The organism is uncultured Alsobacter sp., assembly GCF_945952055.1.
Taxonomy (GTDB): domain Bacteria; phylum Pseudomonadota; class Alphaproteobacteria; order Rhizobiales; family Beijerinckiaceae; genus Alsobacter.
Window position 1 is genome coordinate 1 of sequence record NZ_CAMFHB010000030.1, and the last position, 14,305, is coordinate 14,305.

11 protein-coding genes are annotated in these 14,305 nt (G+C 70.9%); 6 read left to right on the forward strand and 5 right to left on the reverse strand.

The window, feature by feature from the left end:
* The coding region (locus Q0Q47_RS20045; RefSeq protein ID WP_293863671.1) for a hypothetical protein at window positions 1–6,040 on the reverse strand (6,040 nt) is incomplete at its 3' end.
* 432 nt (window positions 6,041–6,472) lie between these two features.
* Between Q0Q47_RS20045 and Q0Q47_RS20050 the strand changes: the two genes are divergently transcribed.
* The 3 genes from Q0Q47_RS20050 (at window position 6,473) to Q0Q47_RS20060 (ending at window position 7,839) form a co-directional block, all read left to right on the forward strand.
* Complete coding sequence (locus tag Q0Q47_RS20050) at window positions 6,473–6,877, forward strand: Hpt domain-containing protein (protein WP_293863674.1); 405 nt, start codon at window positions 6,473–6,475, stop codon at window positions 6,875–6,877.
* Between the two features lie 93 nt (window positions 6,878–6,970).
* Window positions 6,971–7,291 carry a 2Fe-2S iron-sulfur cluster-binding protein gene (locus Q0Q47_RS20055; protein ID WP_293863677.1) on the forward strand — a complete coding sequence of 107 codons (321 nt, stop codon included), beginning with the start codon at window positions 6,971–6,973 and terminating at the stop codon, window positions 7,289–7,291.
* 122 nt (window positions 7,292–7,413) lie between these two features.
* A complete protein-coding gene (locus tag Q0Q47_RS20060) occupies window positions 7,414–7,839 on the forward strand; it encodes a universal stress protein (RefSeq protein WP_293863680.1) in 426 nt (141 codons plus the stop codon).
* Between the two features lie 5 nt (window positions 7,840–7,844).
* Here Q0Q47_RS20060 and Q0Q47_RS20065 read toward each other — a convergent pair whose 3' ends face one another.
* From Q0Q47_RS20065 to Q0Q47_RS20080, 4 genes are all read right to left on the reverse strand, one after another.
* Window positions 7,845–8,453 (reverse strand): hypothetical protein, encoded by a 609-nt coding sequence (locus Q0Q47_RS20065; RefSeq protein ID WP_293863683.1) that lies wholly within the window; start codon window positions 8,451–8,453, stop codon window positions 7,845–7,847.
* A 39-nt stretch (window positions 8,454–8,492) separates the two neighbouring features.
* On the reverse strand, window positions 8,493–9,752 hold the full coding sequence (locus tag Q0Q47_RS20070) for an MFS transporter (protein ID WP_293863686.1): 1,260 nt from the start codon (window positions 9,750–9,752) through the stop codon (window positions 8,493–8,495).
* 63 nt (window positions 9,753–9,815) lie between these two features.
* Window positions 9,816–10,997, reverse strand: coding sequence for a VWA domain-containing protein (locus Q0Q47_RS20075; RefSeq protein ID WP_293863689.1), 1,182 nt, complete (start codon window positions 10,995–10,997; stop codon window positions 9,816–9,818).
* Between the two features lie 43 nt (window positions 10,998–11,040).
* Window positions 11,041–11,349, reverse strand: coding sequence for a hypothetical protein (locus Q0Q47_RS20080; protein WP_293863692.1), 309 nt, complete (start codon window positions 11,347–11,349; stop codon window positions 11,041–11,043).
* 137 nt (window positions 11,350–11,486) lie between these two features.
* Between Q0Q47_RS20080 and Q0Q47_RS20085 the strand changes: the two genes are divergently transcribed.
* The 3 genes from Q0Q47_RS20085 to Q0Q47_RS20095 all read left to right on the forward strand — a co-directional run bounded on the left by Q0Q47_RS20085 (window position 11,487) and on the right by Q0Q47_RS20095 (window position 14,272).
* Window positions 11,487–12,740 (forward strand): TIGR03862 family flavoprotein, encoded by a 1,254-nt coding sequence (locus Q0Q47_RS20085; RefSeq protein WP_293863695.1) that lies wholly within the window; start codon window positions 11,487–11,489, stop codon window positions 12,738–12,740.
* Window positions 12,741–12,774: 34 nt separating this feature from the next.
* A complete protein-coding gene (locus Q0Q47_RS20090; protein WP_293863698.1) occupies window positions 12,775–13,620 on the forward strand; it encodes a MoxR family ATPase in 846 nt (281 codons plus the stop codon).
* Between the two features lie 139 nt (window positions 13,621–13,759).
* Window positions 13,760–14,272 (forward strand): histidine phosphatase family protein, encoded by a 513-nt coding sequence (locus tag Q0Q47_RS20095; RefSeq protein WP_293863701.1) that lies wholly within the window; start codon window positions 13,760–13,762, stop codon window positions 14,270–14,272.
* Window positions 14,273–14,305 lie beyond the last annotated feature (33 nt).

Below are 14,305 nucleotides of genomic sequence, written 5' to 3' on the forward strand. Positions count from 1 at the left end.
GGGCGGAACCGGCGGATCCTTCCGGCGTGCGGGGACGCGGGGTCGGGGCGGCCGTCGGTTCGGGCGCGGGACGCGCCGGCTCTGGCTGACGCTGGGCGGGAGCCGGGGGCGCCTGAGGCTCGGGCGCACGCGGCGCCGGGTCCGCCGGGCGGGGCGCGGGTTCACGCGCGGCCGGGGGAGGGGGCACGTTCACCCGCGGCAACGCGGGCTCGGAGCGCCGCTCCGGTCCGGCATTGGCGACGCGCGCCACCGGCTGCTCCATCTCCGCGCGGGACACGTCGAGGCCACCGTCCGACCGACGGACGAGCGAGGAGAGCTCGTTGAGTGCCTTGATCTGGTCGGCGACGACACGACGCATGGCCGCGGTCGACTCCTGCGTCTCCCGCGGGATGTCGAGGACGCCACGGCGCAGCTCGTTGCGGGTGGCGTCCAGTTCGGCCTGGACCTGCGCGGTCAGGGTGCGCATCTCGTCGGCCGTCTGCCGGAAGCGCTCGGTGGCGCTGCCCATCGCGCCGCCCATGTCGGCCATGAGCTGCTCGAAGGCGGCGCGCAGGGTGTAGGCGGTGCGTTCGCGCTCCTTGCCCGTCGAGGTCCGCATGGCCTCGAACTGCTCGGCGAGCGTGGCGACGCTCGCCCGGGTCGTCTCGGCGATCGCATCGCTGACGGTCCGTGCCCGGCCTTCGGCGGCCTGCAGCGAATCCTCGACGAGGGCGGTGAAGGACCGCGTGATCGTCTCGACGTCGTCCGTCCGCGACTGGATGTCGTTGAGCATCTCCTCCAGGCTGGTCCGACGCGCCGAGATCGCCGTGCTGACGCGCTCCTCGACGGTCTCGAGCGCCTGCGTGGCCTCGGCCATGACACGGGCGTGCTCCTGGCTCGATCCCGCCACCGAGCGCGCCTGCTCGTCGAGCCGGTGGAAGATGCTGGCCGCGTCGCGCAGCGCACCGTTCGACAGGGCCCTGAGCGTCTCGATCTGCTTGCCGGCCGTGGCCGCGGTGGTCCGGGTCTCCTCGACGATCGCGGCGAAGGCTTCCTGCATCGACAGGAGGCGATGGCCCAGGTCGGTTTCGAGCTGGCCCAGGTTGTTGCCGGCGCCCGCGATGGCCGTTTCCAGCTCGCGGTTGGTCTCGGCGATCCGCGCGAGGGTTCCGCCGAGCTCCTGGCGCAGGCGATCGCCCGTCGACAGGAGGCGTGCCACCGACAGCGCGGCGCCTTCGTCGACCGCGGCCCGCAGGTTCGACGCCGACTCCTCCACCGTGCTCGCCAGCGCATCGCTGCGCTCGCGCAGCATCGCCACGATCGAGCTCGACCGCTCGTCGAGGTTCTGCAGCGCCGCGTCGCCGGCCTGGGCGAGGGCGGAGGCGGTCTGCTGGCCGACGCTCTCGATGCGCTCGGCGGCGGTCCGTCCCTGGTCGGCGAGCGTCATCAGCAGGCGCTGGCCACGCTCCTCGAAGATCTTGCGCAGGGTCTCGGACTGCTGGCCGAAGGCCGACGCCACGACCTGGGTGCCGCTGGACAGGACCTCGCTGATCTCCGCCGTGCGGCGGGCAAGGGCGTCGCCGGCGACGGCCGCATGGCGCGACAGCGCGTCGGTGATCGCACCGCCATTGCGGGCGAGGAGCTCGGCCGCCTCGGCACCGCGCTGGGTGATCGTCTCGGCCACCGTCGTGCCCTGCTGGGCGATGCTGTCCGCGATCGCGGTGCCATGCTGAGCGATCGTGTCCGCGACCGCCGTGCTGCGGTCCTCGATGGTCTGCGCGATCCCCTCGGCCTGGCGGGCGATGCGGTCGACCGCGTCCGCGCTGCGGGACTCGATGGTGCCGGCGACCTCGTTGACGTGGCGGGCCAGCAGCTGGGCGGACGCCGCGCTGCTCTTCTCGATGGTCCCGGCCGCGTCGCTGACGTGGCGGGCGAGGAGCTGGGCGGACGCCGCGCTGCTCTTCTCGATGGTTCCGGCGGCGTCGCCGACGTGGCGGGCGAGCAGCTCGGCCGACGCCGTGCTGGTGCTCTCGATGGTGCCGGCCGCTTCCCGGGCCTGCTGGGCGAGGCGCTCGGCGGCCTCGGTGCTGCGGGCCTCGATCGTCTCGGCCAGCTCGCTGCTGTGGCGGGCGATGAGCTCGGCGGCCGTGGCCGTGCGGCTCTCGATCGTCGTCGCCAGCTCCGTGCCGTGCCGGGCCAGGAGTTCGGCTGCGGCGGCGGCACGCTCGTCGAAGGTCTGGGTGAGCTCGCTGCCACGGCGCGCGATGAGTTCGGCGGCGGCGCTGCTGCGCTCCTCGATGGCGCTGGTGATCTCGCCACCGCGGCGGACGATCTCGTCGACCATGCGCGGTCCGCGGTCGGCGATGAGCGCCTCCAGCATCTGGCCGTTCTGCTCGTAGACCGTGCGCAGGGTGATCGTTCCGGCTTCGAGCCGCTCGGCGGCGCCATTGCCGTGGTGCGCGATGTCCTGCACCAGGCGTTCGCCCTTCTCCTCGAACAGCGTGGCCAGGGCCCGCGTCTGGTCGGTGAAGGCGGCGCCGACGGCGCGCGTTCCGGCCTCCAGGGTCGTGGTGAGGCTCTTGGTCGAGGTGTTGAGCAGTTCGCCCAGTTCGGCGGTGCGGTCGCCGAGGGCGGCGGCCACGGAACCGGCGCCGCTCGACAGGGCATCGGCCAGCGCGCGGGCGCGCTCGTCGAGCGTGGCGCTGACGCTGTCGAGGCGGTTGACGACGCGTTCCTCGAACCGCGTGACGCGGCCGTCGAGGGTCTCGGCGATGGCCACGGCCTGGTTGCCCAGGGTGGCGTTGATCTCCTCGGCCTTGGTCGACAGCAGGCGGCCCAGCGCCTCGGTGCGATCGCCGATGCTGCGCTCGACCTCCGCGACCTTGGTCTCGAGGGCGGTGGAGAGCTGCTTGCCGCCGCTGCCCAGGAGCTGCGCGAGCTCGAGCGTGCGGGAGGCCAGGGTCTCGGTGAGCGTCCGCGCCCGGGCGTCGAGGCCCTGGTCGATGCGCACGAAGATGGCGTCGAGGGTGCGGGCGATCTGCTCGCTCTGCTTGAGGGAGCGGGTCTCGAACCCGGTGACGTGCTGCTCGATGGCTTGCGCGGCGGCCTGCGAGCGCTCGCCGATGCGGGTGGCGAGGGTCTCGCCGCCGTCGCCGATAAGGGTCTCGAGCTGGCCGAGACGGTTCTCGACCGTCTGCGTGAAGGTGTGGGTGCCCGACGTGATCCGCTCCACGAGGTCGCCGCCGCGGCCCAGGACCGCCTCCTCGAAGGCCTCGAGCCGGGAGGTGAGGGACGTCGTGATGTCCGCGCCGCGTCCCAGGACGCGGTTCTCGAACTCGGCCATGGCACCGTCGAACGACTCGCCGAGGCGGGTCGTGCCGCGGTCGACGCTCGTCTCGAACAGGCCGACGCGTTCGGCGATGACCTGCTCGAGCTTTCCGGTCCGCTCGTCGATGACGCCGGCGAGGGCGTCCGTGCGCGAGGCGATGGCGTCCTGGAAGCCGGAGACCTTGCCGTCGAGCGCGGCCGCGATGGAGCCCGTGCGGGTGGTGAGGACCTCGTCGAGGCGCACGGCGTGCCCCTCGATGACCTGCCCGAGGGAGGTCGACCGGTCGCTCATCAGCGTGTCGATGCGCTTCGCCTGCTCGGCGATGGCCTGCTCGAAGGCGGCCAGGCGCTCGGCGAGCGCCTGTTCCATGGCGCCGCCACGCTGCAGCACGATCTGCTCGAAGGCGTCCATGCGCCCGGCGATCGCCCGTTCGAGGTTGCCGCCGCGGGTGAGCACGGTGTCCTCGAAGCTCGACAGGGTGCCCGAGAGCAGGCTCCCGAGTTCGGTCCCGCGGGTCTGCACCGTGTCGGTGAGCTGCTCGACGTTGCTGCGCAGCGCCTCGTTGATCTGCAGGCTCTTCGAGGCGATCGACTCGAGGGCCTCGCGGACGACGGTCGACAGGCCCGACTGCACCGCGCCGGCATGGTCGGACAGGGCCTTGCGGCTCTCCTCGGTGCTTCCGGCGAGCGAAACGACCAGCGAGCGGCCCGCCTCGGCGAACGCGTCGCGGCTGGTGGTCGTGTGGGTCTCGAGCGCGGAGGCGAGCTGGCGGGCGCTCTCGTCGAAGGCGCGGGTGGTCTGCGCCGTCTGGCCGGCCAGGGCCTCGATGACCTCGCGGCTGACCGACGACATGGCGTCGCGGGCCTCGGAGGCGCGGGCGTCGAACACGTCGCCCACCGAGCGCAGGCTGGCGTCGAAGGTCTTGGTGGCGTCCTCGGTGCGGGCCGCCAGCAGGTCGGCGATGCCGCGCGAGGTGGCCTCGAAGGTCGCGGTGGCTTCCGCCGTGCGGGTGCCGAGCGCCTCGACGGCGGTGGCGGCGGCGGTCTCGATCAGGCCGCGCGTGCCTTCGACGCGCTCGCCGATGAGCGCGGCGATGCGCTCGCCGATGGTCGACAGGCCACTCTCGAGTTCGCGGCTCTGCGTGGACAGGGTGGACTGGAGCTTCTCCCCGGTCTCGCCGAGCCGTGAGGCGAGGTCGTCGCCGCGGGTACTGATGGTCTCGGCAATACGCTGGCCGGTCTCCTCGATCGAACGGGACACGAAGGACCCGCGCTCGCCGAGATCGGCGGCGAGAGCCTCGCCGGTGGCCTTCAGGGTGTCGTTGACCTCCATGGCGCGGCTGGCGATCGCCTCGGCGACGCCGGCGCCGGTCTCGGCGATCACGCGGGTGACGCGCTCGGAGCCTTCGTTGAGGTTGGTGGTGAGGATCTGGCTGGTGCGGTCGAGCGTCTCGCCCACCTGCCGGCCGCGGCTCGCGATCTCCTCGGCCAGCGACACGCCGGTGCGGGTGAGCAGGTCGCTGATCTCCTGGGCCTTGCCGCCGAGCGTCTGGGTGACGCCTTCGGTCGCCTCGCCCAGGCGCTTGCTGACGTCGTCGCTCGTCGTGGTCAGGCGCTCGATGAGCTGGCCGCCGCGGGCGTTGATGCCGTCGATCATCTGGTCGCCGGTGCGGGTGAGGGCACCGGTGATCTCCGACGACTTGTCGCCGAGCTGCTGGGTCACGCGCTCGCCGGCCTGGCCCACCGCCTCGGCGATGCGCACCGACGCGGCGTTCAGGTCCTCGCGCAGGCTCTCGTGGGAGCCGACGATGGAGCTGCGCACACGCTCGGCGTTGGCCAGGATGGCTTCGCGCTGGGTGACGAGCTCGTCGATGAGGGCCCTGATCCGGATCTCGTTCTCGCCATAGGCGCGTTCGAGCGTCGCGATCTCCGAGTGCACGAGCGTCTCGAGCTCGCCGGCGCGGGCCAGCGCGCGCTCGATGCCGTCGCCCATCGCCGCGACCTCGCGGCGGATGGCCTGCGACAGGCTGACGACACCGTCGGTGCCGGCCGTCTCCGGCTCCGCCAGGCGCAGCGCGACCTGGGTCATGGACCGCGCCACCATCCGCATTTCCTGGGCGCGCACGAACAGCGCCGCCAGGACGTACATGCCGACCACGGGCACCAGGATGGCGAACAGGATGAGCGCCGCGTCGGGGGTCAGGAGCTGCGCCACCGGGTCGGCGGGCGACAGGGACAGGCCACCACGGGTGACGGCATAGGCCGCACAGGCGCCGATCCACAGGATGGAGCCGAGCGTCGCATAGACGAAGGGGCGGCGCGACGGACGGGCGCTGAGCGCCTGCAGGATCTCGCCCACGGCCCTGCGATCGTCGTTGGCCGGACGGCCGGGGGAGGGACGGCGGGGTTCGGGGGCCGAATCGCGGCTCGAGGGACGGGCGCGCTCGCGGTCCCGGGGCTTCTCGACCTTCACTTCGCCGAAGATGGCCGCGTCGTCGACCTCGGGGAGGCGCGGGCCGCGCTCGTCCTGGGCCGCGCCGACATCCGCGCCGGCCGTCTCGGCCTTCTGCTTGTCGGGCGTGGATCCTTCGGGACGACTTCCGTCAGACCTGGCCTGGTCAGGCTTGGCTGTGTCGGACTTGCCCGTTGGCGAGACCTCGGTCAGGTTCAAGGCTTCCTGAATCGCCGACAGCGCCGCTTCCGTCGGGTCCGTGATCTTGCTTTGCGTCGCCATGAGGTCGCCTCGCCTTTACGCTTTACACGGTCCGCACCGCCAACCGCTCGACCTGGAAAGGCACGACACGGCGGGGGCCTCGGGCGGACTCTTCAGATCGTAGTCCGAACTGATTAACCAAGCTGCAGTGTAGACGGGGGTCCCTGCGATGAAAACCCGCGCCCGGGGACCGTTATGAAACGTCGTTAACGGCTCATATACCATTGACAAAGATCGCTACCCCCAAAGCTGCGATTGCACCCTCGCGTGGGGGCATGTCCTAATGATTGTGGGACAAAAGCGTCACGATCATGTTCATGAGGGCAAGGTCGTACGTCGGATGACGGCCTATCGCCGCCGATCTGGCCTTTTCCCTGGCCCATCTCTTGCATCAAGGGTTGGCCAGGCGCAGTGTTGGTCCGGATGTCGTGCCGGACCGGGAGCGACATGTTCATGCTTGGCACATATGAGGGCAACGACCTGACGGGCATCGGCACCAGCAACGATCGCCCCGATGTCCTCGACATCGATCACCTGATGGCCCAGGCCCTCCACGACGCGGACCTCGCGCGGGAGGTGCTCGCGATGTTCCTGGAGCAGTCGGGCGACATGTTGCGCATCGTCCGCGAGGCCGGGGGTGCCATGGATCGGCGCAATGCCGCGCACCGCCTCAAGGGCTCGGCCCGGGCGGTCGGCGCGTTCCGGGTCGCGGCCGCCTCCGAGTCGCTGGAATTCCTGCCGGAGGACGCCGACGAACCGAGCCTGCTCGACCGCATCGCGGCCCTGCATGCCAGCGTCGCCGAGGCGCGCTCGGCCATCGCCGCGCGGCTCGCCGGCGCGGACGCGCGCGGCCTTTGAACCGTCGAGGCGCCGCGAGGCTCGACCAGCGCCGCGCCCTGCCTTAAGGAATGTCGGCCGCGAAAGGGGCGGCGACATCGTTCGGATCCGTTCATGACCAAGATCACCTACGTCGACGTTCAGGGCACAGCGCGCACGGTGGAAGCCTCTGACGGCTCCACGGTCATGGAGAACGCGGTCAAGAACGGTATCCCCGGCATCGAGGCGGAGTGCGGCGGGGCCTGCGCCTGCGCCACCTGCCACGTCTATGTGGACGAGGCGTGGAAGGACAAGGTCGGCGAGCCGGCCTCCATGGAAGAGGACATGCTCGACTTCGCCTTCGACGTGCGCCCGACGTCCCGCCTGTCGTGCCAGATCAAGGTGAAGCCGGAACTCGACGGCCTCGTCGTCCACACGCCGGCCAAGCAGGCCTGAGACCTCCCCCTCGAAATCGCCGGATCTCCCCCGCAAGAGCGTCATGCATTCGCGTTGACTTCGCGCAACGCGGAGCCGCGGGTTTGCGCTAAGGTGGAGATCCTCACAGCAGGAGATCTCCCATGTTCAAGCAGATTCTCGTCCCCGTCGACCTCGCCGAGGTCGAAGTGGCCCGCCCCGCCATCGACAAGGCGGTCGCGCTCGCCGGCATTACGGGCGCGAAGCTTCAGCTCGTCTATGTGCGCTCGATCCTGCCGGTCACCTTCATGGAATACGTGCCCCCGTCCTTCGACGAGGAGCAGCAGGGGCAGTGCGAGAAGGAACTGCGGGACGTCGCGGCGACCGTGCAGATGCCGGCCGAAAAGGTGGGCACGGCGGTGCGCATGGGCTCCGTCTACAACGAGGTCCTCGCCGAGGCGACCCGCGTTGGCGCCGACCTGATCGTGGTCGGTTCGCACCATCCGAGCATGTCGACCTATCTGCTCGGCTCCAATGCCTCCACCATCGTGCGGCACGCGGAGTGCTCGGTCCTGGTCGTGCGCCAGTAGACCTTTCAGCCCGACGGCGGCAGAACCGCTTCGGGAAGCCGGTCGGGCGCGAAGGCGCCCGGCCGGTTTTTCGTTATCATCGCATGGGCTTGCCAAACGAAGGGCAGAAGGAACATCAACGCGATGGCCGCCAGCGGCCAGGACCCCCGCCACAGGGCCCAGACGGCCGCGCCGGCGAAGATCGCGAGCATGGCGATCCCGCCGACCGCGCTCGCCGCCCAGACCGGCGCGGGCTGGCCCGTCCGGCAGATCAGGCCCGGGTTGGCACGGCCGCAGCGCGTGACGAGTTCCGCGAGCAGCAACCGGTAGGCGGCGTCCTGCCGCTCGACCTCGACATAGGTCTTCCAGGACAGGTTCGACACGGCGACCGTCCGGCCGTCGGACAGGACGAGGACGGCCCGGTAACCCTGCGACGTGACGTTTGCCGGACGGTAGGTCAGGCGGATCGTGGCGACCTTGCCGTAGGCGATCCGCAGCGCCTTGCGACCGTTTTCGACGACGAAGGCGTCCGGTTCGAGGCGCCAGGTCACCTCGTGGCTGAACGGTCGCGGCCGCTGTGCATAGCGGACCACGTGGTCGTCGGCATCCGCCGTCAGGGTGAGGTCGTCGGTCATGCCCGCTGTATGGGGCCGCTCCGGCGCGCGGACAAGGGCTCAGGGGTTGCGCGGATCGCCGGGCGTGACGCGCAACCTCATGAGACGCGCGATCTCGACCATCGACAGGACGCCGGCCAGTCCGATAGCCGCCAGGACGAGAAGCGACGCGCGGGCGCCGACCGTTTCCAGCATCCAGGCGAACACGAAGGGGGCGAGGGCCCCCAGCACGAGGCGGGCCGAGGAGAGCCGACCCAGTCTCGCGCCGTAGCCGTGCCGCCCGAACAGGGCGAGCGGCAGCGTGCCCTGCACGATGCTGCGCAGGCCCGACCCGAAGCCCAGCGCCATGGCGAAGACGATCGCCCAGCCCACCATGCCACCCGAGAAGGCGAGCACGATCACCGCCACCGGCAGCAGGGCGGTCGCGATGAAGGTGGGGACCATGGGGCCGTGGCCGCGGGCGACGAACACCGTCATGAGCCGGATGAGGACCTGGCTCGGGCCGAAGAGCGTCGAGACGAGGACGGCGCTCTCGCCGAGGCCGACCTGGTGAAGCAGCGGCACCAGCTGGGCCAGCGTGGCGGAGAGCACGAAGCCCGCCAGGGAGAAGTTCGCGGCCAGCAGGAGCATGCCGCGCGTCTGCAGGCCGGGCGGCAGCACCGGGTCCTCCGGCCGTTCCACGACCGGCGCCGCGGTACCGCCTTGCGGGGCGGCCGGCGCCTTCGGGGCGCGGTCGGGGAGGGCGCGGACCAGCAGGGCATGCAGTGGGCCGCAGACGAGGACGTTCAGCGCGGCGTAGACCATCCACGTGCCGCGCCAGCCCAGGGCATCGCCCAGCCCCGTGGTGATGGGCCAGAACAGGCTGGACGCGAAGCCGGCGATGAGCGTGAGCTGCGTGATGCGCCGGCTGCTGTCGGACCGCGCGACCTGCACCAGGCAGGCGAAGCCTGCGTCATACTGGGACATGGTCCCGGCGACCTGTCCCAGCACGAGACCGGCGACGAAGATGATGGGGCCGCCGGACGCGGCGACCGCGTGAGCGATGCCCACCAGGATCGAGCCCGCCGCCAGAACCATCGGCGCGCCGAAGCGGTCGACGAGGCGCCCCGCCCAGGGAGCGGCCGCGCCGCCCGCCAGAAGGGCCGCCGAGAACGCCGCGAAGGTCCACGTGACCGGCCAGCCGAAATCGCTCGCCATCCGCGAGGCCAGCACGCCGAAGCTGTAGTAGTTGGTGCCGTAGCTGATGGAGAGCGTGACGCCCAGGACGAGCACGACCGCGAGCGGCGACAGGCGGGGTGAGGGCGGCTGGAGCGGCGTCACGGCGGGCTTTTCGGAACGACGGCAGGAGGGCGTGCGACTCGGCGCGATCCGGCGCCCGGTTCCCTATCGTCCCAGTTCCTTCATGGCGCCGTCCAGCCCTTCCAGGGTCAGGCCGAACATGCGCGGGCCGATGATCTTCTGGATCATCTGCGTCGACTGGCTGTAGGTCCACTGGTTGCGCGGCACCGGGTTGATCCAGGCCATGCGCGGGAAGTGGCCGACGAGGCGCTCCAGCCAGACCTGGCCGGCCTCCTCGTTCCAGTGTTCGACGGAGCCGCCCGGGGCGACGATCTCGTAGGGGCTCATGGCCGCGTCCCCCACGAAGACGACACGGTAGTCCGACGCATAGGTGCGCAGGATGTCCCAGGTGGGGGTGCGCTGCTCGTGCCGGCGCCGGTTGTGCGTCCAGACGCTCTCGTAGACGCAGTTGTGGAAGTAGTAGAAGTGCAGGTGCTTGAACTCGGCCTTGGCGGCCGAGAACAGCTCCTCGACCTGGGTCACGTGCCAGTCCATCGACCCGCCGATGTCGAGGAACAGCAGGACCTTCACGGCATTGCGCCGTTCGGGCCGCAACTGCACGTCGAGATAGCCGTGGTTGGCCGTCTCGCGGATCGTGCCGTCGAGGTCCAGCTCCTCAGCCGCGCCGGTGCGGGCGAAACGCCGCAGGCGCCTCAGGGCGACCTTGATCGTGCGGGTGTTGAGCTCGACCGTGTCGTCCAGGTCCTTGAACTGGCGCTGGTCCCACACCTTCACGGCGCGGAAGTTCCGGTTCTTCTCCTGCCCGATCCGGATGCCTTCCGGATTGTAGCCGTTGTTGCCGAAGGGGGAGGTGCCGCCGGTGCCGATCCACTTGTTGCCGCCCTGGTGCCGGCCCTGCTGCTCGGCGAGCCGCTGGCGCAGCGTCTCCCACAGCTTGTCCCAGCCCAGCGCCTCGATCTGCTTGCGCTCTTCCTCGCTGAGCAGCTTCTCGCTCAGCGCCCGCAACCACTCCTCCGGGATCTCGCCCTCGGCGACGCCCTGTCCGCCTGCCGTGTCGAGCACGCCCTTGAAGGTGGCCGCGAACACCCGGTCGAACTTGTCGAGATTGCGCTCGTCCTTGACGAGGCAGACGCGCGACAGGTGGTAGAAGCCGTCCACCGACAGCTCCGCGACGTCGGCCTGGACGCCCTGTAGCAGCGTGAGGTACTCGCGCAGCGTGACGGGGACCTTGGCCTGTCGAAGGTTTGTGAAGAAGGTCAGGAACATGGTGCGGGCACTCTATAGGCGTGCCCACCGGCCGTCGACCGCGTCAGCGCCGTCCGTCGCCGTCGATGACCTTGTACTCGGCATCGATCACGCCGGGGCTCGCCGGGCCGCCTGGGGGAACGCGACCCGCGTTCAGGTCGATGCCGGCCTCGCGCAGGGCCTTCTTCAGCCGCCAGCGCGCGAAGAACACGGCGCCGACCACGATGGGCGCCAGGATGAGGGCCAGCCCCGCTCCGATCGTGAGGACCACCAGCCCGAGGCCCAACGCCGCAACGCCCGCCAGACCCATGGCCCAGCCGGGCAGGGTGGTGGTGCTTCTGCGGCCGTTCGAGACGGTCTCGATCCTGAGCATGGTCTTACCTCCACCCTTTCAGGTGGGCCCTGGAGGGCGCGGCGTCAAGGTCAGGCCGCGCCGTGGGCGCGGGCCGCCAGCGAGCGGGCCGACGCTGGGGAGTTTCCGTCCGCTCCCGAATGGGCTACGTCGGCGCCATGAACACCGCCCTGCCGCACGTGGCGATCATCGGTGGCGGACCCGCCGGGCTCGCCGCCGCCGAAGTCGTCGCCGGCGCCGGTACGGCCCGGGTGACGGTCTACGACGCGATGCCGAGCGTCGGGCGCAAGCTGCTCATGGCGGGCCGCGGGGGACTGAACCTCACCCATTCGGAGCCGCTGGAGCGCTTTCTCGGGCGCTACGGGGCCGCGAGGCCACGGCTCGAGGGTCCGATCCGGACCTTCGCGCCGTCCGACCTGCGGGACTGGGCGACGGGGCTCGGCCAGGACACCTTCGTGGGGTCCAGCGGGCGCGTGTTTCCGACCTCCTTCAAGGCGTCGCCGCTGCTGCGCGCCTGGCTCGCCCGCCTCGACGGGCTCGGCGTCTCCTTCGCGCCGCGCCACCGCTGGACGGGATGGACCGACGACGGCGAGCTCGCCTTCGCGACGCCGGCGGGCGCCCTTGCCGTTCGGGCCGACGCAACGATCTTGGCCCTGGGCGGCGCGAGCTGGCCGCGGCTGGGCTCGGACGGGGCCTGGGTCGACATTCTGCGCCGGCGCGGGGTTCGCGTCGGTGCGCTGGTGCCGGCCAACAGCGGCTTCGACGTCGCCTGGTCGGCGACCATGCGGGAGCGGTTCGCGGGTGAGCCGCTGAAGGGCCTCGCCGTCAGCTTCGGCGAGGTCACGGTGCGCGGCGAGGCCGTGGTGACCGCCACCGGCATCGAGGGCGGAGCGATCTACGCGCTTTCGGGTCGTCTGCGCGAAGCTTTGGCCGGGGGTGAGGCGGCCGTCCTGCAGATCGACCTCAAGCCCGATCTCTCGGCCGAAACCCTGGCCGAACGGCTCGCCCGGGCGCGGCCGGGGGAAAGCCTGTCCAATCGCCTGCGCAAGGCGGCGGGCCTCACGCCCGTCGCGATCGGGCTCCTGCGCGAATGCGCCGGGCCGGACATCCCGCGCGATCCCTTCGCCCTGGCGGGCCGGATCAAGGCCGTGCCGCTGCCGCTCACCGGCGTGCGGCCGCTGGAGCGCGCCATCTCCTCGGCCGGCGGCCTCGCCTTCGACGACCTCGACGCCCGCTTCATGATCGAGCGGCTGCCGGGCGTGTTCGCTGCGGGCGAGATGCTCGACTGGGAAGCGCCCACCGGCGGCTACCTGCTGCAGGGCTGCTGGGCCACCGGCATCGCCGCGGGACGGGGCGCACTGGCCTGGCTGGAGACCTCCGGCCGACTTGCCGGACCTGGCACCGGCCCCTAGTTTGGCCGCCACTCCTCATCGATCGGAACACGGCATGCGCTTCACCGGTACGGACAACTATGTCGCCACGGACGACCTCAAGGTCGCCGTCAATGCCGCCATCATCCTGGAGCGGCCCCTGTTGGTGAAAGGCGAGCCCGGCACCGGCAAGACCGTGCTGGCCGAGGAGATCGCCAAGGCGCTGGGCGCCCCCCTGATCACCTGGCACGTCAAGTCGACAACAAAGGCGCACCAGGGGCTCTACGAGTACGACGCCGTGTCCCGCCTGCGCGACAGCCAGCTCGGCGACCCCCGCGTCTCCGACATCCGCAACTACATCCGCAAGGGCAAGCTCTGGGAATCCTTCGAGAGCGACGTCCGGCCGGTGCTGCTGATCGACGAGATCGACAAGGCCGACATCGAGTTTCCCAACGACCTGCTGCTCGAACTCGACCGCATGGAGTTCCACGTCTACGAGACGGGCGAGACCATCAAGGCGGCCAAGCGGCCGGTCGTGATCATCACCTCGAACAACGAGAAGGAACTGCCGGACGCCTTCCTGCGCCGGTGCTTCTTCCACTACATCCGCTTCCCCGAGCCCGACACGATGGAGAAGATCGTCGAGGTGCACTATCCGGGTATCAAGAAGCGGCTGGTCGCGGAAGCCCTGCGCCTGTTCTTCGACGTGCGCGAGGTGCCGGGCCTGCGCAAGAAGCCCTCGACCTCCGAACTGCTCGACTGGCTGAAGCTGCTCATGGCCGAGGACGTGGGCCCCGAAGTGCTGCGCGAGCGCGATCCCAAGAAGCTCATCCCGCCCCTGCACGGCGCCCTCCTGAAGAACGAGCAGGACGTGCACCTGTTCGAGCGCATCGCGTTCATGACGCGGCGCGAGCAGCGATAGGCTCGAACAGCTTTACCCCGGCCTGCCGGGGGGCTTCGCTCCCGGGGCGGCGCGGCACGCTCGGGCGCGTCCGTTTGGTCGCACGCTTTTTGCGGAAAGCAGGTTTCCACCTGTCCGCGGCTTGCTCTAACCTCGGGGCATGAAACGCCTCATCGTCTTTCGCCACGCCAAGGCCGTGCCGCACGGTTCGGCGCCCGATTTCGACCGTGCGCTCGCGCCGCGTGGCCTGGGTGACGCGGCAGCGACGGGGCAGTATCTCGCCGACGAGCAGCTTTTCCCCGACCTGGCGCTGGTCTCGCCGGCCCTGCGCACGCGGCAGACCTGGGAGCAGGCGGCCCGGGCGCTGGGCGCGGTCGCGGTGAAGCTGGAGCCGGCGATCTACGAGGCCGCCACGGCCACCCTGCTCAAGCTCGTTCAGGGCGTCGATGCGCAGGTCCGCACGCTCGTGCTGGTGGGGCACAATCCCGGCATGGGCCAGCTCGCACGCGATTTCGTCGGACATGGCGACCGCTATGCCTTCGCGCGGCTGCGCAGCCGGTTTCCCACGAGCGCGGTCGCCGTGCTCGACTTCGCGGTGGACGGCTGGGGCGAGGTGGCGCAGGGCGGCGGCCGGCTGGACCGGTTCGTGACGCCCGGCGGCGAGGACGACTGAGGCCGACGGTCGACAAAGGCCATCGGCATCCCC

Excerpts from the sequence above, each read along its gene's own strand:
- Q0Q47_RS20050 (WP_293863674.1), top strand. The coding sequence starts at position 6,473 with ATGCTTGGCACATATGAGGGCAACGACCTGACGGGCATCGGCACCAGC.
- Q0Q47_RS20055 (WP_293863677.1), top strand. The coding sequence starts at position 6,971 with ATGACCAAGATCACCTACGTCGACGTTCAGGGCACAGCGCGCACGGTG.
- Q0Q47_RS20060 (WP_293863680.1), top strand. The coding sequence starts at position 7,414 with ATGTTCAAGCAGATTCTCGTCCCCGTCGACCTCGCCGAGGTCGAAGTG.
- Q0Q47_RS20065 (WP_293863683.1), bottom strand. The coding sequence starts at position 8,453 with ATGACCGACGACCTCACCCTGACGGCGGATGCCGACGACCACGTGGTC.
- Q0Q47_RS20075 (WP_293863689.1), bottom strand. The coding sequence starts at position 10,997 with ATGTTCCTGACCTTCTTCACAAACCTTCGACAGGCCAAGGTCCCCGTC.
- Q0Q47_RS20080 (WP_293863692.1), bottom strand. The coding sequence starts at position 11,349 with ATGCTCAGGATCGAGACCGTCTCGAACGGCCGCAGAAGCACCACCACC.
- Q0Q47_RS20085 (WP_293863695.1), top strand. The coding sequence starts at position 11,487 with ATGAACACCGCCCTGCCGCACGTGGCGATCATCGGTGGCGGACCCGCC.
- Q0Q47_RS20090 (WP_293863698.1), top strand. The coding sequence starts at position 12,775 with ATGCGCTTCACCGGTACGGACAACTATGTCGCCACGGACGACCTCAAG.
- Q0Q47_RS20095 (WP_293863701.1), top strand. The coding sequence starts at position 13,760 with ATGAAACGCCTCATCGTCTTTCGCCACGCCAAGGCCGTGCCGCACGGT.